The organism is Bacillus sp. FSL K6-1218, assembly GCF_038006445.1.
Taxonomy (GTDB): domain Bacteria; phylum Bacillota; class Bacilli; order Bacillales; family Bacillaceae_G; genus Bacillus_A; species Bacillus_A thuringiensis_S.
Genome location: NZ_JBBOVE010000001.1, coordinates 3023825 through 3041739, shown reverse-complemented (window position 1 = coordinate 3041739; position 17915 = coordinate 3023825). Strand labels below are relative to the sequence as shown.

The following is a 17915-nucleotide window of genomic DNA, read 5'->3' as shown; positions in this document are numbered from 1 at the left end:
AAGGGTAAACCTCAAGAAGAGAATGTTTATTTTGATATTCTCTTCTTTTTTTTATAAAGCTTTCCCTACAAATAGAAGGTTCATTTTTAAAGTGCGATCATACTTTTAAAGAGCGCTCTAAATTTTTCTTTATCTTCTGCTGTAAATGGTTTTGGTCCCTTTGTACGTTTACCACTTTTTCGAACCATTGCACTTAAATATCGTGTTTGTAACAATTGTTCAATGTTATCATTCGTATACTTATAGCCTTTATGATGTAGTACGATACAGCCTTTTGCTAAAGCGAGTGAAGCAAGACCGTAATCTTGCGTTACGATTAAATCTTCTTTTTTTGCTAACTGTATAATTCGGTAATCCGCAGCATCTGCTCCGGAATCAACATAAATTGTTTCCACACCTTTAGGCTGCTGAGCATTAGAATAATGAGAAAAGCTAGTAACGAGGGTTACAGGGATTTCTGCATTCGTAGCTTCAAAAATAATTACATCTTTTACAGGACAAGCATCTGCATCAACGTAAATTTTCATTTTATCACTCCTATGACTAGGTTCGAGTTGATAATAATGGTAGATTTAGGTTTTGTCAAACGAGATAGCTTTATTTCATGTTATTTTTCACAAACCAAAATAGCCTCACGCAAACGAGAAATACCTTCCTCAATTTGATCAATATCCACTTTTCCATAAGATAAACGAATATAACCATCTTTCGCGCCGAAAATACTACCAGGCATAAATGCAATTTCTTGTTTTAAACTTTGCATAATAAGTTGTTTTTCGTTTATCGGTTCTTTTAACTTTCCCCATATGTATATACCGCCGGTCGGGTTTGAAAAAGAGATTTTATCGTGAAGTTGCTCATTTAAGGCACGAACGATAACGTCTCTTTTTTCTGCTAGTTGTTTTCGTAACGGTACGATATGAGACTGAAATGGTACTGTTTCGAAAAATTGTTGCATCAGCCACTGCGGGAAAATGCTCATACCTAATTCCATTTGGTGCCTTGCGTCGGATAACCTTTCTACTACAGACTGCGGGGCGACAAGCCAGCCGACTCGTAAACCTGGTGCAATCATTTTAGATAAGGAATGTACATAAATGACAGTTCCGTTTTCATCAATAGATTTTAAAGTAGGGCAAGGTTGTTTTTTTTCTAGCGTAAGTAAACTGGACGGATCATCTTCCACAATCGCAATTCGTAAGTCTGCGCAAAGTGATAACAGTTTTTTTCTACGGTTTGGATGAAGCATCGTTCCAGTAGGGTTTTGGAAGTTTGGATTTAAAAAAATCATTTTAATACGGTGTTTTCTATATAACTCTTGCACATCGTCTGGATTAATACCGTGTTCATCGACAGGTAATGGGAAAATACGAATACCTGCTGATTGGAATAACGGTAAGGAATAACAGTGTGAAGGGCTTTCGAAAGCAACTGCATCACCGGGATTTAATAAACATTGAACGATAAGGTGAAGTGCTTGCTGTGCGCCAGATGTAATCATTATGGATTGTTCAGTCGCTTCAACTTTTAAATATTCTTTCATATATTTTACGACCGCTTGTCTTAGCGGGAGATAGCCTTGCGGATGATCATAACTTAATGAATGCGTTAACGGTTGTTCTCGTAAAATTGTCTGTAGTTGATCGTGAGGATAAAGGTTACAACCGAGCTCGCCGTTTGCGAAATCAATGATATTTTCATTTTGTTGTACTTCTGCCCGAATATGGCGAAGTAACGGTAAGTTTGGTAAAAAAGTACCACCTTCTACGAAATTTCTCCAGTTCGGAGTTAATGTTGGAGAAACGCCCCACATATGTGTACTTACACGTGTCCCTTTACCAGTCGTACTTTCCACAATCCCCATAGCACGTAGTTCATTATAAGCAGTCGTTACCGTACTTCGGTTTACATTTAACTGCGTAGCTAATTTCCGTTCGGAAGGGAGGAAGCTTCCAGGAGGAAGTTCTCCGTATGTAATACGTTTCTCAATAAAGTCAACTACTTGCTGATAAATTGGGATTTTACTGTCGTTATCTAGCTTCCATTCCATACAAACGCCTCCGCATCTCTTATATACATTAAGTATAACAAATTGGCTGGGGAAAAAAACAGCCAATTGGACGGTGCTATATCCAGCCAATTTTACTATGCTAAATATGGAAGGGGAGATTCGGATGAAACGATGGCAAATGGAGTGGCTCCTAGTATCAGTAGCATTAGTATGGGGAGCGAATTATACAATTGGAAAGTATGGCGTGGCATATATGTTATCCATTCAATTTAATAGTTTACGATTTTTAGTAGCATCTCCGGTATTATTACTTATTACATTTTTAATGGAACGCTCATTACGTATTGAAAGAAAAGATTGGTTACGACTAGTAGCAGTCGGTATCGTTGGTACGGCAATGTATCAAACGATGTTTATGCTATCTGTGAAATATACTTCAGCAACGAACGCCTCATTATTAATTGCGATGTCACCTATTTTTACAGGGATATTAGCAGTATTGCACAAACAAGAACGTTTTTCGATGAAAGTACAAATTGGTTCAATCGTAGCGTTTATTGGTGCAGCATTCGTTTTATTAACAGGACATACAGGAGGAGCTACTTACGAATATGCGTGGCTCGGAAACATAATTGGATTAGTCGCAGCGATTGCGTGGGGATGGTATCCAATATTAGCGCAACCTCTTATAACAAAATATTCCGCAATGAGAGTCACATCTTGGTCAACTTTAATTGGAATTGTACCTCTCGTTGTATATTGTTTATTCAACGTAAATACATTAACGTGGCCAGTAGACATGCCAAGCTGGGGGTCTCTAGCATATTCAATCGTCTTCGCGACAATCTTCGGACTTGCAATGTGGTATGTCGGTATTAGTAAAATAGGCTCAACGAAAGTAATGGTTTATATGTATCTTGTACCATTGTTCGCAGTTATCTTCGCGGCAGTAACTATCGGAGAGCAAATCAACATGATGCAACTCGTTGGCGGACTTATAATCTTTATCGGCTTATATGTTGTAAAAAAGGGTGGAATTCAAAAGCCAGCTCTCAATTTGAAAAAAGTAAGTTAACAATAAAAAGGATCTCTTTCATATAGAAGGAGATCCTTTTGGTTTTTGTAATAAAAGCGCTTGTTCAACAGCCCATTTTTGATGATCATGAATGAGAAGCTCTACAGCAAGTAAAGGAGACATCCACCGCAAAACATGATCTTCCTCACAGTTTTCAGTTTGTGTCTGCACCATGTTCGCAATATAAAAGAACCCATCGTTTAAATAATAAGTATCTTCTTTTTCCGCATAAAAATATCGCATTGCATTACCGATATATTGATTAATTTCAATTGCCCATCCTAATTCCTCTAGTAGTTCACGATGTAAGCATGCATCTTTTGTTTCGGTACCTTCCATACCGCCACCAGGTAAAAAATAACGGTCTCCTTTTTGGATAATAGCAATCATTGAAGAAGATGAATGGAAAATAACTGCATAACAACTAGGTCTTAATACATAATGAACGGTACGCTTTTTCGAGCCAAACGTAAGTTTTGAAATCATAAAACACGACCTTTCTCTATAAAATACATAAAAGGGATATTAAGGTAAATGCAGAATGATATAAGTATAATCTTAATAGATTGGAGTGGTAACAACATGATAAATCGAAAATGTTCAAGGTGTAAAGAGATAACGGGTACAATACATGGGGGTAAAAAAATTAAGGAAGAATTTTTGTGTGAAGATTGTCTGCAAAAAGGAATTGCGAGCGGAGAAATCGAATTATCACAAGTGGAGCAAGAACAAACTTCGTATCTTTCTATAAAAATATTAAAAATAATGAGTGTGATTTATTTAATAGGATCAATTTTAATGGCTTTTTCAACCGGTCCATTTATACATAATATAGGATTTGATGAAATGTCCATTTCAGGCTCAGAATTAGGTCTAATAAGTATTGTTATGCTAGGTTCTATATTCCAGTCTGTTCTTGTATTTTGCGGGATATGGGTATTCATCCTATTAGTAGAAACAGTCATTAAAATATATGAAAAAATGAAGTGAGTGAGAGGGAGAAACATATGCGAGTAAGAAACATCCAAGAGGAAGATTATGTAAATATTCATTCTGTTTTAAATGATTGGTGGGGCGGAAGAGATATGGCTGCTATGTTGCCAAAACTGTTTTTCGTTCACTTTCAAGAAACAAGTTTTATTATTGAAGAAGAGGGCGAAACGTTAGGTTTCTTATGCGGATTTTTTTCACAAACATATAAAGATGAAGCGTATGTTCATTTTATCGGTGTAAATCCGAAGTATAGAAGAAGAGGAATTGCATCGACATTGTATTCTTATTTCTTTGATGTCGCTCGTGCAAATAACCGTAAAGTTGTAAAAGCAATTACGTCACCAATTAACAAAAAGTCGATACAGTTTCATCAAGAAATCGGTTTTCGAATTGAGGCCGGGGATGATGAGATAGAGGGTGTATCGGTACATAGAAATTATGATGGGAATGGCGGGAGTAGAGTATTATTTTTAAAAAATGTATAAAAGTAGGCTAGCTTAATGTTAGCCTTTTTGTTGTGAGGAGATAAAAATATGGAGAGTAAACAAAGTAGAAATGAATACTTACGCCGCATTTATAAAGTGCAAGATTATATAGAATTACACATAGATAATCCACTTTCAATTGAAAAGCTAGCGGATGTAGCAGGATTTTCAAAGTTTCATTTTCATCGGATTTTTAAAGGTATAGTAGACGAGCCATTATCACGGTATGTAAACCGATTAAAATTAGAAAGAGCAACAAATTTACTTACATACCGTTTGGATATGACAATTACAGATATTGCGTACCACTTCGGATTCACAGATTCAGCAGTTTTCTCCCGCACATTTAAAAGTCATTACGGAATAAGTCCATCTCAATATCGAAACGACAATAGCAAGAATTGCAAAGACGTAAGCGAAACTTCTCAATACAATGAGTGTAAGAAGGTTCGAGGAAATGTTGAAATTGTAACAGCAGACACTATAAACGTCGCTTACATAAGACATATTGGTACATATGAGGAGTTAACTATAGCTTTTCCAGAAATGATAGAGAAATTATTTCATTACGCAGCGTTGCATAACTATCATGTATTTGAGGATACGAAAGTATTAACCATTTACCACGATCATCATGAATTTACTGAGGATTATCATTTAAGAACAAGTCTATGTGTAACAATTTCAGATGAATCCACAGTAGAAACGAACGACGGTGGAATAATGGTAATACCTTCTGGAAAGTATGCAGTAGGACATTTTGAAATATTCCAAGATGAATATAAAGGAGCATGGGATTTCTTATACGGTGAATGGCTGCCAAATAGCGGATATAAACCGAGAGATTCGTATCCTTTTGAAGTATATAAAAATGATCCAAAGCAGCATCCAAAGCATAAACATATAGTTGATATATATGTACCTATCGAACCTTTTTAATTATAGGTTAAAGGGGAAGGAATAATGAAAACTGCTGAAAAGTTAGAACAGATTATACAAGAAGAATATAAAAATATGAATGGTATGTTAGTAGTGCAGAAAGGTAATATTATTTTTGAAAAATATTATAATGGCCAAGGTCCAGATGATGCATTTCATGTAGCATCTGTCACAAAAACGATTATTTCTGCGTTAATTGGGATATGTGTAGATAAAGGCTATATAAAAAGTGTTAATCAAAAAGTAATAGAGTTTTTCCCTGAATATAAACGTAAGGCATCTGAAGTAACAGTGCGACACCTCCTTTCAATGACAGCACCATATCCTTTTGTAGACTGGCAGGAACCGTTAGAAGAACTATGTACACAAGAGGATTGGGTACAGTATGCACTTAATAGAATGGGGAACGGTGGAGAAATCGGATCTTTTAAATATTCATCTGCAGGAGCGCATGTACTATCAGCAATTATTACGAGCGCAACAGGAAAAAATGCGCGTGAATTTGCGAATGAATACTTATTTCAGCCACTCGGTATGAGAGAAATTCCAAACTACAATATGAAAGTATTTGGATTTGATGACTTATTTGGAAAAGATGTAAAGGGATGGGTTCATGATCCAAACGGTATTTCAACGGGCGGCTGGGGACTTACGTTAACAGCTAGAGATATGGCGAAGTTTGGACAATTATATTTGAGTGATGGTATTTATAACGGAAAGCAAATTCTTTCGAAATCCTGGGTACAAGAATCAATAGCGATGAATTCAAATCAATATGGTTACTTATGGTGGTTACGAGAAGAAAATGGAATCTTTTCATATTGTGCAATGGGTGATGGTGGGAGTATGATTTGTTGTATTCCGAAGCAGGATTTGGTTGTAGTAATTGCTTCTGAAGTTATGCCGAATGCACGGGATAGATGGGAAGTGATTGTGAAATACATTCTTCCTTACATACAAAACAATTAAATGTCATATATAAAGGCGGTATGAGATCTCATACCGCCTTTATATATGGCATTTTACATAGAAAGGGAGATGGGAAAATAACTTAATGTCATTAAGTTAACTGAAAAATAAATATAGCGTAAAAAATTGTTAAGATTTCGATGCCTGGATTTTAACCTTTATTTTTCTATGTATAATGAAGCCGCATACTAAAAATATTTTAAAGAAAGGGGATGAAGTGTGTATGAAAAACGAATTAAAAGCTAATGTGCGTTTCTTGATGGCTTAAGGAAACAGAATAATATTTTAAGTTTTTTTGATAAGTACAGCGTTTATATGGAATTCGTCAAAAAGGATATTTATCTTTTTGACGTTTGGAGGGTATATGAATCTAATATTAAAAGAAATAGCAGTGAACAGAAAAATATTCGTTATGTTAGTTATTGGATTTACTTTAACAATTCTGCCCATACTTATAGCGATGTCGATTCGAGATGATTACGATGAAGATTTTTATGAGCGAAAACATGGTTATTTTAAATATTACTATACTGTTCAGCTTACTAGTTTTGGGGAATTGGATTTCAAAGCAATTCAAGAGTTAACAGAAACTACTTTTAAGAACTCAAGTGTTATTACAAATAATATGATAATTGGAATCCCTGGTATAGGTGAAGTAAAGATGGTTGGTCTTATAAATAAGAATTGGTCTCCTCCATTAGTAAAAGGCTCTCGCATGGAAGATGGGGAAGAAAATAGTGTAATTGTCGGAAAGAATATTTATAAAGAATCTGAAACAATAAAACTGTTTAGTAAAGAATATAGAGTTAAAGGCGTGAATGGAGCGAATGATAAACATGTGTATAATAACAATGTCTACATCGGCTTAAAGGATATGCCTGATGAGATGAAACGACGTATACAAAATGAAAATACATTTGAAATGATAGTAAGGTCTAACGAAAATCCTAAACAAGAAATGGATACATTTATTTGGTATGTTAAGCAAAATAGAACTGATACAAATGCGAAAGTGATAAATGAAAAAGAGAATTATGAGAATGAAAAAAGATCGAGTAAAGCTATGAGAGCACAACTTACTCTTCCGTATAGACTACTTTTTATTGCTGTAATGAACTGTATAATTGCGAGTTATTTTTGGATTTACACGAAGAAGAAGAGTATTTCCTTAAGGAAAACGTTGGGAGCAAGCAATTTGAATTTATTTGTATTTATATTTAGCCAATTATTCCTATGCGCAATTGCTGCAGCCGTTTGTGCTATATGTATGCAATGGATTTTAAGTACAATGAACCAAAGCATAGTAAATTTAATGGGTTTTGCCATTCGTATAGATATTTTCAAAGTTATGATGAGTGTAGTAATTGCCTTGTCTATTTCGTTCATCACCGCTGTAATACCATTTTTCAAAATACTTAAAATTGAACCTGCTAAAGCGTTAAAGGAATAAATAAGATGAGACTAAAAAGTGCTCTTATGGCCCTGAAAAATAGACTGCTCATTTCCATATTTCTCTTAATACAATTCACTTTTGGATTAGCGGCAATAACTCTTTCCATTAATATGTTTTATAATTTTCACTATCTTGAAAACAGTTCCAACTCGTTGCTAGATTTAGAAAGTACATATTTTATCACTTATGATGGGATGACTACTGATAGGTTGAAGGCAGAGCAATTTAATAAAGGACAAGTTGAAGAAATTTATAAAAAAATACAGCAAAATAAAGATGTGATTTCGTATGGTACATACGAAGAGGGCATAATCGAACTAGAATCAAGCAATCGACCGCTCCAAGAAAGTATGTTAGAAGAATTGAAAAATAAAACTTTTCGCGATAAAAACCCTACTATTCGTACAATTACAATAGATGAAGATTATTATAAGTTACTGAACATACCTATAAAAGCTGGAACAGGCTTTTCGTATCAAGACTTCCAAAAAAATAGTGAAGAGAAAACGAATGTTTTGGTAGGTCCTTACTTTAAGAAATATTTTCAAATAGGGGATACAATCAATAATCAATATACGATTATTGGATTTTTGCCGGAAAATAAATTCATTATAAATGGTAACGGAGCGAATATATACCAGAAATTAGACAAGGCTATGTTATCACCCATGCCAATTGATAGATATGAACATTATGAAATAATGTTTTCAAGATTACACTATAGTACAATTATGACTTTAAAAAAAGATGCCGATGTAATCAAACTACAAGAAATGATTCAGCTGAAGGGAAGCGACGTTACGTTATACTTAAAAAATTTAGGAGAAGAAATAAATGAAGCTGTTACTAGTAGTATGGATACGGAAAATATCGATCTTACAGTAGGAAGTCTATTTATTTTATTTATAATAGCGGGAATTGTCGTAACGACAGTTGTTTCCATCATGATGAGAAAGAGGGAATTTGGTATTAAGATGGTCCTTGGAGAAAGTAAGTTTGGGATGTTCATTCAAATTGTTTTAGAAAACATATGTATTGCGATAGTTGGTATGTTTTTATCCCTAGTCTATTTTTCATGGAGATATGCGGCTCATCTACAAAGTTCGAAGGACTTTGATACGGTGTCTGTACAAGAGATCAATTTAAATATGCCTATTTTATTACTTGTATGCCTATTCTTACTACTAATTATCATAGTTTCAAATCTCATTGTCTTCTTGTTTATTAGAAAACTCGAACCGAAAACATTAATAGGTGGGATGGAATAATGGGTTTAATTGAACTAATAGATATTAAAAAGGTGTATAGTAACAAGAATCACAATACGTTCGCCTTAAACGGTATAAACTTAACAATAAATAAGGGCGAAATTATAGCAATAATGGGGCGATCAGGCTCAGGGAAAAGTACACTATTAAATGTTATAGGGTTAATTGATATGCCAAATGAGGGTGAATATACGTTAAATGGAAAACCATTAAATGAAATTAGAGCGAATAAAGTTCATAAAACAAGAAATGAAATGATTGGATTTATTTTTCAATATTTTGCATTGTTAAAAGAACATACTGTACTGGATAATGTAGCACTACCACTCACGTATAGAAAGCTAAGGAAACGAGAAAGAGAAAATAAGGCGAAGTTCTATTTAGAAAAAGTAGGTTTAAAAGAACATATGCATAAAACACCGGACGAGTTATCAGGTGGACAACAGCAGCGCGTCGCAATTGCTAGAGCGTTAGTAGGCGAACCAGAATTAATATTGGCTGATGAACCGACTGGAAATTTAGATAGAAAAACAGGAGAAGAAATTATGAGCTTGCTATTACAACTGAATGAAGAAGGACGAACAATTATTATTGTAACGCATGATATGGAAGTAGCGAATAAGTGTAATAGAATTATTGAGTTAGTTGATGGGGAAATTGTGCAGAGTTAGTAATTCAACAAATATACAGTAAAATAATTATATCTAATTTAAGAATCCGTATTGATTAATTTTTCAAAATGGATTCTTGTTTATTTGTAGAATTAAAGTAAAATAACAAATTCCCCGTAACTTTCCAGCACAAAAAATCGTTTAACAAAAGAAAGGATTTTTAATCACGAATGGGGGAGAACCATGAAGATTTTAATACTAGGTGGTACACGATTTTTGGGAAGAGCTGTTGTAAAAGAGGCTTTGAACAGAGGGCATGAAGTTACATTATTTAACCGCGGAACAAACAAAGAAGTTTTTCCTGAAGTGGAGCAGCTTATCGGTGACAGAAGTGATGATGTATCAAGTTTAGAAAATCGAAAATGGGATGTTGTCGTGGATACGTGTGGGTTTTCTCCGCATCACATTAGAAATGTTGGAGAAGTACTGAAAGATAATATTGAACACTATATATTCATCTCTAGCCTTTCCGTATATAAAGATTGGATTCCGCATGACATAAAAGAAGACTATATATTACAACCTGAACCAATGGAAGAGCAAATAAAGGCTGTAGAGAATGGTGAAATATCTCCTTATGAGCATTATGGTGCACTGAAAGTATTATGCGAAAAAGAAGCAGATAAATATTGGCCAGGGCGTGTTTTACACGTAAGAGCAGGACTTCTTTCAGGAATGTTTGATTATACAGATCGACTAACATACTGGATTCAGCGTGTAGCAAAAGGAGGTAAAGTGTTAGTACCAGGCAGAAAAAATCGTCCAGTGCAATTCGTTGATATAAAAGATGTCGCGAGCTTTGGACTCAACATGGCAGAAAATAATAAAGCAGGTACATTCAATATAACAGGTCCAAATTATGAATTGACGATGGAAGAGCTATTAAATACGTGTAAAAAGGTTACGAATAGCGATGCTGAATTTGTTTGGGTAGACGAATCGTTTATGAGTGAACATAATGTGCAGCCTTGGACAGAAATGCCTTTGTGGATTCCAGAAACTTTCCCATTAGATGGTGAGACGAAGCCGTGGAGAGGCGGGTTTTCTATTTGTATCGAAAGTGCGGTTAATGAAGGGCTTACTTTTAGAAGAATAGAAGAGACAGTTACAGATGTGTATGAGTGGATGGAGAGTACGGAAGAATGGGAATTAAAAGCAGGTATTTCAGGCGAGAGGGAGAAGGAATTGTTAGAAAGATGGTATCAATAAATTTAGCGGAGTTCTTTGAATATGCTTGATTGCACATAAGGAGGAAAAAGGTGATGTGGAAAGACACCATTCACAGTATCTCATCAAATTTAAGCTTGAAAAACCCAGCTACGAAGGATGAATTTACTGATATACAACAATGTATACATGTGGAGTTACCGAATGATTTATATCAATTATTACAGGAAACAAACGGTATAGAAGGTGAATACGGTGACTTTATATGGTCTGCTTCAAAAATTAAAACTGAAAATATGAATATGAGAAATATAGTTGATTTTAAGGATTTATACATGCCTTTTGACTGTTTATTATTTTTTGCTGATGGGGGAAATGGTGATTTGTTTGGCTATTCCATTTTGAATGGAAAAGTACAAAGAGATGATATATATGTATGGAACCATGAAAATGATAGTAGAACGTGGGTTGCTCCTTCTTTAAAGACTTTTATGGAGTGGTGGGAGAGTGGAAAGATAATAATTTAAATATAGTATCAAAAAAGTGCCTTGTTTCTTTAGTAACAAGGCACTTTTTCACGAATAATTAATCTACCACTCAATTGGTTCTTCTCCGTACATCTCCCACAGCTTAGGAAACATCTTCTTCAAACTTTCTTCATCGTCTTCATCCCAGTCAAATTCAAAATCTACATCGTCGAATTCTTCATTAGATAAGACATGGTAAAGTGTAAAGTAAGTATCATCTTCGTCACCAGTTTTTTCTGCATATACAGTGAAACCGAAATATAAAGAAAGTTCTTCTATTTCTGGGACATCATACTCACTCAAATTTTCTAATACAGGAATTAATCGTTCTGGATCTTCAATACAAGCTTCGTATGTCTCTTTTCCTTGATATAATAACCATCCACGGAAGTAATCAAAAGTATCATCTGAACAGCCACCTAAAATAATATAGGCTGCTGCCCATAAGCGAGATGTATAAGAAGCTTTTAATATATGATGCATATGCGTATCAAAAGCTACAATTTCATGTACTGTACGTTTAGCAAGGTGAGAAGTAAGCCATTCTATTTGTTCTTCTTGGTCCTCACCTTTCGTTTTTGCATGATTAAGTAGTTCCCAAAATTCTTCTTCGGTTATCGTCTTTTCTTTTATGTAATCTTCCCCTTGAATAGGGTCTATATATCCTTTTTTACGTTTGGAAGCAACTAGTTTATTAGCTTCTTTCATACATTCTTCTTCTGTTTTAAACTCTTTTGCTTTCACACTGCCAGCTGTGCCAATTTTTCCGTAAAACACAACATAGTCCTTTTCTTTCACAACGATTTTCCAAAACTTATTTGATTTCTCAGTTTGCTGGATTAATAATGTTTCCATCCGTACCCCCATAATGTTTTCTAGTGTGCAATGTGATTGTAACATATGTATATACACTTGTAATGATGAAAAATAATAGTTTAGAAAATTCAAAAACCATTGAATGGAGTGGATAAATTTAGTAACCTTATTTGTACAGTAATTACATAATTGTTTTGTAATAATTCGATATTTATATAAGGGGGCGTTACGGATGGATCTTACGTTTAAAGTTGAGGAAACATGTTTTAATTACCGCGTTGGAGCAATTTGTAAACATGATAATAAAATACTCATTCTGCAAGGTGACGGTGAAGATTTTTGGTATGTACCCGGCGGTAGAGTAAAAATGCTAGAGAATAGTGAAGATGCATTAAAACGAGAGCTTGCGGAAGAGATAGGTGTTCCTATTAAAAGGAAAAGGTTAATATGGTCAGTAGAAAATTTCTTTACACTTTCTGAGCGAAAGTTTCATGAAATTAGTTTTTATTATGAAGTAGAGCTACATGAGTTACCTGCGAGTGGAGCGGATCAATATATTTTGGAAGAAGAGGGTAGAACGTATTTGTTTAGATGGGTGCCAGTAGAAGAACTGCATACATATAACTTACAGCCTGCATTTATAAAAGAGAAAGTAAAGGATGTATCAGTTCACACAGAACATATCGTATTACAAAAGTAAATGTATTCGGAGGGGAAAATGGTGAAGGGAACTAAAAAAGAGGTACATATAAATGACAAAGTAATTTATTACACACATATCGAAAAAGGTGCTAGTACCGTTTGCTTTATGTTTTCAGGTTCAGGATACAATTATGATAAGCCGTTATTTTATTACGCAACGATGTTAATGCTTGAACATAAAATAGATGTTGTACATATTCATTATTCTTATGATGGACAATTAATGAATAAACCAATGGAAGAAGTAACGAAAGTAATGATGGATGATATTAATCCTGTAATAAATGAAGTATTAAAAGATGAGCAATACAACGAGACTATGTTTTTAGGGAAGTCACTCGGAACAATTCCGATTACAAATGATTTAATGAAGAGAGAAGAATTCGCGCAGTCAAAAATGATACTACTTACACCTTTACTGACGTTTGATACAATTTTTGATTCTATCTTACATAGTCGACACGAAGGGTTTTTAGTTATTGGGGATAAAGATCACCAATACAATGCAGATCAAATTGATCAGTTATATAAAACGAATTTACAGATTGAAGTTGTCAAAAATGCAAATCATTCTGTAAATGTTGGGGGATATGAAACGGAAAATTCAATTGAGGCTATAGCGAAAATAATAGGAAAACTTAAAGAAGTTGTTAGGACAAACTAACCTATTAATACATGCAAAAGAGGTGCGAATTGCACCTCTTTTACTTTAATAAGCCTTCAAAACATGAAGTAAATAATCCTTACGATTCAGCGGATTATAATCAACACGTTTTCGAGTAGGGAAGGGAGCCATAAGCTTTGTGAAACCAGCTGGCTTCGTTGTAAATATGCCTTCTCCTTCTGTAAATGAATGAAGCATGCGTTTAAAATTCTCTGTTTTCGCAACAGGTAATGATCCTGTTAATTGGTAAGAATTATTATATAATATAGGCTCTGCAAAAGTTGCTGGAACGGCAGCGAGCTTATACATTGCGGTACTAATTGCCTGCTCCGGTACAGTTAATTCAAACTCATTTACTGGTTCATATACATATGTTTCAGCTTGCTTTAAAGCATCCATTAATACGATCGGTGTCAAATTTCTAAAGTCACTCGCTGTTGTAATAGGACTAGCATAACCAGTATGTGTTAACGTGACGATAATATCTGTAACTTCCCATCCATATAAACCTTGTTTTAACGTTTGAAATACAGTATCCTCAATCGCTTTATGGAATGCTAAAGGTAGTGAGCCGAGCTCAACACCTAATTTATATGTTATGCCGCAATTAAGTTCACCACGTTCAACTTTGAATCCGACTGTTGCGTAAAATGGATTCTCTTTTTCACCCATTACTTCAACAGAATTGCCTACGCCAATTGGTTTCTCGATACATACAACTCGCGTATTTGAAAAAGTAACTTGCAAATTATATTTCTCATAAAGTGTTGTTTCAATTACTTCTTTTTGTACCTCACCGAAAAGGCGAATGTATAGTTCATTATGAACATCATCTTTCCACACTTTAATAAATGGATCTTCTTCACATAGTTCCATAAGTGCAGCGTATAGATCATGAATTCGTTCTTTTGGTAATGCTTCAATAGCAGCTTCCATTTGTGGTTCGGCAAAGTGAATATCTTTTATATAATCCGTATGTTCACCAATAATATCACCAATTTTAATATCATTCAGTCCCCACACTTTACAAAATTCACCGCTAGGAACGGTAGTAGTTTGAATGGAATCTCCATTATGAAATAGGCACATTTTTTTTATCTTTTCTTTATGGGATAGAGACTTACTGCGCTGTATATTAACATATTTTCTAACGTGTAAGTTACTTGAAAAAACTCTTACATAAGCAACCTTTTCTCCAGAAGGTTCACGTTCAATTTTAAAAACAACACCGGATAGTAGTTCCTCTTGTGCCGATGTATGAGCTGGCATTAGGGCCGGAAGTTTTTCAAGTATTTCAGTTACTCCTATACCTGTCATTGCTGAACCGAAAAAGATTGGATACACATTTGCTTGCTGTATGTGCTGTTCTAGTTTTTCTCTTAATAGTGCGTCCGGTATTATTTCGTTATTTACATATGATTCAAGTAATGATTCATTAAATGGTGCTAACAGTTCCATACAATCGTCATATGATTTGTATTCAATGATCCGGGCTGCTTTCGTTCCTTCGTTTAGAACAGAATAGAAGGGGAATGCTTCATTTGAAAGAACCTCTTTTATTTGTTTCATAACTTTTTCACTGTTTGCTCCACTACGATCAATTTTATTAACGAATAAAATTGTCGGTATGTTTAGTTTCTGTAATGTTCGCATTAAAATTTTTGTTTGTGCTTGCACACCTTCAACGGCAGAGATAACTAAAATCGCACCGTCTAGAACGCGGAATGATCGCTCCACTTCAGCGATAAAATCAGCGTGTCCAGGTGTATCAATGACATTTACTTTTACATCATCAATGAAGAAAGAAACGACAGATGCTTTAATCGTAATTCCGCGTTGTCTTTCTAATTCCATTGAGTCAGTTTGTGTATTACCACTATCAACTCGGCCAATTTCTTTAATCACATTCGTTTCATAAAGAATACGCTCAGTCAAACTCGTCTTGCCAGCGTCTACGTGCGCAACAATCCCTATATTTATTGTTGTCATATATCAATATCCTCATTTCATTTTCCATTTTCATTTCCTCATTTCTATTTGTGTATTGCCGCATTATCAATCACTCTCCAGTTCTTTAAATTAGTATTATTATAGTGCAATTAACATTATTTGTAACGCTACAAAGCGCCTTAATTTGGAAAAAATAAAATAAAAACAAAATGCTTGCATTCTAAATCGATATATATTATATTAATTGACATATCAACTATTGATACATCAAATGTTTTTATTTTGATTGTAAAGGAGGATTAATTTGACAAGTTCATGCTCAAAAGAAGCGATTATTTTATATAAATTACACTTTCTAAATAAAGAAGTAAGTTCGAAATTTGAAGGGTGTACGGGTATGAGCCAGTCTCGATTAGAGCTTATACTTCAGTTATATGAAGTAGGTGAAATTAGTCAAAAAGCACTTCAACAAGAAGTGAATATTGATAATGCTGCGATAACAAGGCATTTAAAGCAGCTTGAGGCCAATGAAATGATTGTAAGACGTAAAAATCCAGATGATAACAGGATTACGTTAGTTTCTCTTACTGAAGAGGGACGAAATAAAATTCAAGCATTTCAAGAGGAAAAAGAACGTTTTGCAGCATCTGCATTTAAAGGATTAAGTGAGGAAGAACGCGATAATCTTTTAAATATGTTAAATCACATTCAAGAAAATATAAAAGAATTATAAAAAAGGGAGAATACAACTATGACTAACTCAGTAAAAACAAATGATTTTAACGAAATTTTAACAGGACGTCGTTCAATTCGTAAGTACGACCCTTCAATGAAAATTAGCAAAGAAGAAATGACAGAAATTCTTACAGAAGCAACACTTGCACCATCTTCAGTAAACATGCAACCATGGAGATTCGTAGTGATTGAAAGTGACGAAGCGAAAGCAACACTTGCGCCACTTGCGAAATTCAATCAATCTCAAGTAGAAACATCTTCAGCAATGATCGCTTTATTTGGTGACTTAAACAACTTTGATAACGCAGAAGAAATTTATGGTACAGCAGTAGAGCGCGGTTTAATGCCAGCAGAAGTAAAAGAAGATCAAATGAAAAAACTTTCAGCTTACTTCTCTATGGTTACACCAGAAGTAATGAAAGATACAGTATTAATTGACGGTGGTCTTGTAGCGATGCAATTTATGCTAGCAGCTCGTGCGCACGGTTATGACACTTGTCCAATTGGTGGATTTGAAAAAGACCAAATCGCAGAAGCATTTGGACTAGATAAAGAACGCTACGTACCAGTAATGCTAATTTCAATCGGGAAAGCTGCTGACAGTGGTTACCAATCAGTACGTCTTCCAATTGAAAAAGTTGCAGAGTGGAAGTAGTTTGAAAAAATTAGTGAAAAATGAGAGGGGAAGCACCATGATTATTATTCACGCAATATTTCAAGTAGACCCAGCAAAACAACAATCATTTTTAGAAGAAATTCAGCCACTCATTCATGGTTCAAGAGAAGAAAGTGGAAATGTATCTTATGACTTATATAAAGATACAGAAAAAGAAAGTGTTTATACGATGGTAGAAGTATGGAAAGATGAAGCAGCAGTTGCGAGCCATAATACGAGTGAACACTTCACATCTTTCGTTAGTAAAGCAGCACAATTTTTAACTGCTCCGCTTAATATAAAAGCTTATAATGGAGAATTAGTAAAATAATAAGGTAGAAAAAGATGACTTTAGCATATGGCTGAAGTCATCTTTTTTGTATAAGTAGAATCCATTTTGGACTCAGTTATGTTGATAGATAAGCGTTGCTCGCATCCTCAGTAACAGTGCTGAATTGTATGTTAAATTCGAACATTCGGTTTATTGGGATATTTTTCCGTGGTATAATTTTCTTGTAAATAAAAGGTAGAGGGGAGTAAGTAATGGGAGAATTTCAAAGTAATTTGCATACGGCAACGCAACTTGCAACGAAAATGAGAAATGCTTCAGATAGGATGCAAAGTGCTACTAGTCGCTCTATAAATAAGGCAACGCGTACGACACTATCTGTGAACTTCAAAGCACAAGAAGCAAATCAACAAAATTTACAGATCACGAAACAATTTTGTACTGCTTTTCAACAAACAATTGATAATATCCATTCCGTAGCAAATGAATTTGAGAAAATGGATACAGGACTTCAAAAGACTTTTTAATAATGTAACAACCTACGTA

At 34.5% G+C, this 17915-nt stretch carries 21 protein-coding genes; 16 read left to right on the top strand and 5 right to left on the bottom strand.

Going from position 1 to position 17915, the window contains the following annotated elements:
- Window positions 1–86: 86 nt before the first annotated feature.
- Both MHI26_RS15510 and pdxR read right to left on the bottom strand, forming a co-directional pair.
- Window positions 87–527 carry a YaiI/YqxD family protein gene (locus MHI26_RS15510; RefSeq protein ID WP_061666943.1) on the bottom strand — a complete coding sequence of 147 codons (441 nt, stop codon included), beginning with the start codon at window positions 525–527 and terminating at the stop codon, window positions 87–89.
- 80 nt (window positions 528–607) lie between these two features.
- Window positions 608–2050 carry a MocR-like pyridoxine biosynthesis transcription factor PdxR gene (gene pdxR, locus MHI26_RS15505; RefSeq protein ID WP_000454896.1) on the bottom strand — a complete coding sequence of 481 codons (1443 nt, stop codon included), beginning with the start codon at window positions 2048–2050 and terminating at the stop codon, window positions 608–610.
- A 124-nt stretch (window positions 2051–2174) separates the two neighbouring features.
- Here pdxR and MHI26_RS15500 point away from each other — a divergent pair, with 124 nt between their 5' ends.
- Window positions 2175–3086 carry a DMT family transporter gene (locus MHI26_RS15500; RefSeq protein ID WP_061666944.1) on the top strand — a complete coding sequence of 304 codons (912 nt, stop codon included), beginning with the start codon at window positions 2175–2177 and terminating at the stop codon, window positions 3084–3086.
- An 18-nt stretch (window positions 3087–3104) separates the two neighbouring features.
- Here the strand turns inward: MHI26_RS15500 and MHI26_RS15495 are convergent, their stop codons facing one another.
- Window positions 3105–3572 (bottom strand): NUDIX hydrolase, encoded by a 468-nt coding sequence (locus MHI26_RS15495; protein ID WP_061666945.1) that lies wholly within the window; start codon window positions 3570–3572, stop codon window positions 3105–3107.
- A gap of 96 nt (window positions 3573–3668) precedes the next feature.
- Here MHI26_RS15495 and MHI26_RS15490 point away from each other — a divergent pair, with 96 nt between their 5' ends.
- The 9 genes from MHI26_RS15490 (at window position 3669) to MHI26_RS15450 (ending at window position 11558) form a co-directional block, all read left to right on the top strand.
- Window positions 3669–4076 (top strand): DUF3980 domain-containing protein, encoded by a 408-nt coding sequence (locus MHI26_RS15490; protein WP_061666972.1) that lies wholly within the window; start codon window positions 3669–3671, stop codon window positions 4074–4076.
- A 17-nt stretch (window positions 4077–4093) separates the two neighbouring features.
- Window positions 4094–4564, top strand: a complete 471-nt coding sequence (locus MHI26_RS15485; RefSeq protein WP_061666946.1) for a GNAT family N-acetyltransferase — start codon at window positions 4094–4096, stop codon at window positions 4562–4564.
- A gap of 48 nt (window positions 4565–4612) precedes the next feature.
- Window positions 4613–5503: an AraC family transcriptional regulator gene (locus MHI26_RS15480; RefSeq protein ID WP_061666947.1), complete on the top strand. Its 891-nt coding sequence runs from the start codon at window positions 4613–4615 to the stop codon at window positions 5501–5503.
- A 24-nt stretch (window positions 5504–5527) separates the two neighbouring features.
- A complete protein-coding gene (locus tag MHI26_RS15475) occupies window positions 5528–6472 on the top strand; it encodes a serine hydrolase domain-containing protein (RefSeq protein WP_061666948.1) in 945 nt (314 codons plus the stop codon).
- Between the two features lie 364 nt (window positions 6473–6836).
- Window positions 6837–7922, top strand: a complete 1086-nt coding sequence (locus tag MHI26_RS15470; RefSeq protein ID WP_001048981.1) for an FtsX-like permease family protein — start codon at window positions 6837–6839, stop codon at window positions 7920–7922.
- A 5-nt stretch (window positions 7923–7927) separates the two neighbouring features.
- On the top strand, window positions 7928–9193 hold the full coding sequence (locus MHI26_RS15465; RefSeq protein WP_061666949.1) for an ABC transporter permease: 1266 nt from the start codon (window positions 7928–7930) through the stop codon (window positions 9191–9193).
- On the top strand, window positions 9193–9864 hold the full coding sequence (locus tag MHI26_RS15460) for an ABC transporter ATP-binding protein (RefSeq protein WP_000522857.1): 672 nt from the start codon (window positions 9193–9195) through the stop codon (window positions 9862–9864). The genes MHI26_RS15465 and MHI26_RS15460 overlap by 1 nt, the downstream gene beginning before the upstream one ends.
- Window positions 9865–10047: 183 nt before the next feature.
- A complete protein-coding gene (locus MHI26_RS15455; protein WP_000697755.1) occupies window positions 10048–11073 on the top strand; it encodes an SDR family oxidoreductase in 1026 nt (341 codons plus the stop codon).
- A gap of 53 nt (window positions 11074–11126) precedes the next feature.
- Entirely contained in the window at window positions 11127–11558 is a 432-nt protein-coding gene (locus MHI26_RS15450; RefSeq protein ID WP_000265337.1) for an SMI1/KNR4 family protein, read from the top strand.
- Between the two features lie 63 nt (window positions 11559–11621).
- Here the strand turns inward: MHI26_RS15450 and MHI26_RS15445 are convergent, their stop codons facing one another.
- Window positions 11622–12413 (bottom strand): DUF4240 domain-containing protein, encoded by a 792-nt coding sequence (locus tag MHI26_RS15445; RefSeq protein WP_061666950.1) that lies wholly within the window; start codon window positions 12411–12413, stop codon window positions 11622–11624.
- A 193-nt stretch (window positions 12414–12606) separates the two neighbouring features.
- Between MHI26_RS15445 and MHI26_RS15440 the strand changes: the two genes are divergently transcribed.
- Both MHI26_RS15440 and MHI26_RS15435 read left to right on the top strand, forming a co-directional pair.
- On the top strand, window positions 12607–13074 hold the full coding sequence (locus MHI26_RS15440; protein WP_000366230.1) for an NUDIX hydrolase: 468 nt from the start codon (window positions 12607–12609) through the stop codon (window positions 13072–13074).
- Window positions 13075–13740: a hypothetical protein gene (locus MHI26_RS15435; RefSeq protein WP_003307308.1), complete on the top strand. Its 666-nt coding sequence runs from the start codon at window positions 13075–13077 to the stop codon at window positions 13738–13740.
- 45 nt (window positions 13741–13785) lie between these two features.
- On the opposite strand, the gene MHI26_RS15430 is transcribed toward MHI26_RS15435, so the two are convergent.
- The gene (locus tag MHI26_RS15430; protein WP_061666951.1) at window positions 13786–15729 is read right to left on the bottom strand and encodes an elongation factor G; all 1944 of its coding nucleotides are present in this window, start codon (window positions 15727–15729) and stop codon (window positions 13786–13788) included.
- 265 nt (window positions 15730–15994) lie between these two features.
- Between MHI26_RS15430 and MHI26_RS15425 the strand changes: the two genes are divergently transcribed.
- The 4 genes from MHI26_RS15425 to MHI26_RS15410 all read left to right on the top strand — a co-directional run bounded on the left by MHI26_RS15425 (window position 15995) and on the right by MHI26_RS15410 (window position 17896).
- Window positions 15995–16423, top strand: coding sequence for a MarR family winged helix-turn-helix transcriptional regulator (locus tag MHI26_RS15425; protein ID WP_000204172.1), 429 nt, complete (start codon window positions 15995–15997; stop codon window positions 16421–16423).
- A gap of 18 nt (window positions 16424–16441) precedes the next feature.
- Window positions 16442–17080: a nitroreductase family protein gene (locus tag MHI26_RS15420; RefSeq protein ID WP_061666952.1), complete on the top strand. Its 639-nt coding sequence runs from the start codon at window positions 16442–16444 to the stop codon at window positions 17078–17080.
- 37 nt (window positions 17081–17117) lie between these two features.
- The gene (locus MHI26_RS15415; RefSeq protein ID WP_000583816.1) at window positions 17118–17411 is read left to right on the top strand and encodes a putative quinol monooxygenase; all 294 of its coding nucleotides are present in this window, start codon (window positions 17118–17120) and stop codon (window positions 17409–17411) included.
- Window positions 17412–17623: 212 nt separating this feature from the next.
- Window positions 17624–17896: a TIGR04197 family type VII secretion effector gene (locus MHI26_RS15410; RefSeq protein WP_061666953.1), complete on the top strand. Its 273-nt coding sequence runs from the start codon at window positions 17624–17626 to the stop codon at window positions 17894–17896.
- Window positions 17897–17915: the final 19 nt, after the last annotated feature.

Bases quoted from the DNA above. Each gene is read 5' to 3' on its own strand.
- MHI26_RS15465 (WP_061666949.1), top strand. From the start codon at position 7,928: ATGAGACTAAAAAGTGCTCTTATGGCCCTGAAAAATAGACTGCTCATT.
- MHI26_RS15410 (WP_061666953.1), top strand. From the start codon at position 17,624: ATGGGAGAATTTCAAAGTAATTTGCATACGGCAACGCAACTTGCAACG.
- MHI26_RS15420 (WP_061666952.1), top strand. From the start codon at position 16,442: ATGACTAACTCAGTAAAAACAAATGATTTTAACGAAATTTTAACAGGA.
- MHI26_RS15455 (WP_000697755.1), top strand. From the start codon at position 10,048: ATGAAGATTTTAATACTAGGTGGTACACGATTTTTGGGAAGAGCTGTT.
- pdxR (WP_000454896.1), bottom strand. From the start codon at position 2,050: ATGGAATGGAAGCTAGATAACGACAGTAAAATCCCAATTTATCAGCAA.
- MHI26_RS15495 (WP_061666945.1), bottom strand. From the start codon at position 3,572: ATGATTTCAAAACTTACGTTTGGCTCGAAAAAGCGTACCGTTCATTAT.
- MHI26_RS15475 (WP_061666948.1), top strand. From the start codon at position 5,528: ATGAAAACTGCTGAAAAGTTAGAACAGATTATACAAGAAGAATATAAA.
- MHI26_RS15430 (WP_061666951.1), bottom strand. From the start codon at position 15,729: ATGACAACAATAAATATAGGGATTGTTGCGCACGTAGACGCTGGCAAG.
- MHI26_RS15450 (WP_000265337.1), top strand. From the start codon at position 11,127: ATGTGGAAAGACACCATTCACAGTATCTCATCAAATTTAAGCTTGAAA.
- MHI26_RS15415 (WP_000583816.1), top strand. From the start codon at position 17,118: ATGATTATTATTCACGCAATATTTCAAGTAGACCCAGCAAAACAACAA.
- MHI26_RS15460 (WP_000522857.1), top strand. From the start codon at position 9,193: ATGGGTTTAATTGAACTAATAGATATTAAAAAGGTGTATAGTAACAAG.
- MHI26_RS15510 (WP_061666943.1), bottom strand. From the start codon at position 527: ATGAAAATTTACGTTGATGCAGATGCTTGTCCTGTAAAAGATGTAATT.
- MHI26_RS15445 (WP_061666950.1), bottom strand. From the start codon at position 12,413: ATGGAAACATTATTAATCCAGCAAACTGAGAAATCAAATAAGTTTTGG.
- MHI26_RS15490 (WP_061666972.1), top strand. From the start codon at position 3,669: ATGATAAATCGAAAATGTTCAAGGTGTAAAGAGATAACGGGTACAATA.
- MHI26_RS15435 (WP_003307308.1), top strand. From the start codon at position 13,075: ATGTATTCGGAGGGGAAAATGGTGAAGGGAACTAAAAAAGAGGTACAT.
- MHI26_RS15470 (WP_001048981.1), top strand. From the start codon at position 6,837: ATGAATCTAATATTAAAAGAAATAGCAGTGAACAGAAAAATATTCGTT.
- MHI26_RS15480 (WP_061666947.1), top strand. From the start codon at position 4,613: ATGGAGAGTAAACAAAGTAGAAATGAATACTTACGCCGCATTTATAAA.
- MHI26_RS15440 (WP_000366230.1), top strand. From the start codon at position 12,607: ATGGATCTTACGTTTAAAGTTGAGGAAACATGTTTTAATTACCGCGTT.
- MHI26_RS15500 (WP_061666944.1), top strand. From the start codon at position 2,175: ATGAAACGATGGCAAATGGAGTGGCTCCTAGTATCAGTAGCATTAGTA.
- MHI26_RS15485 (WP_061666946.1), top strand. From the start codon at position 4,094: ATGCGAGTAAGAAACATCCAAGAGGAAGATTATGTAAATATTCATTCT.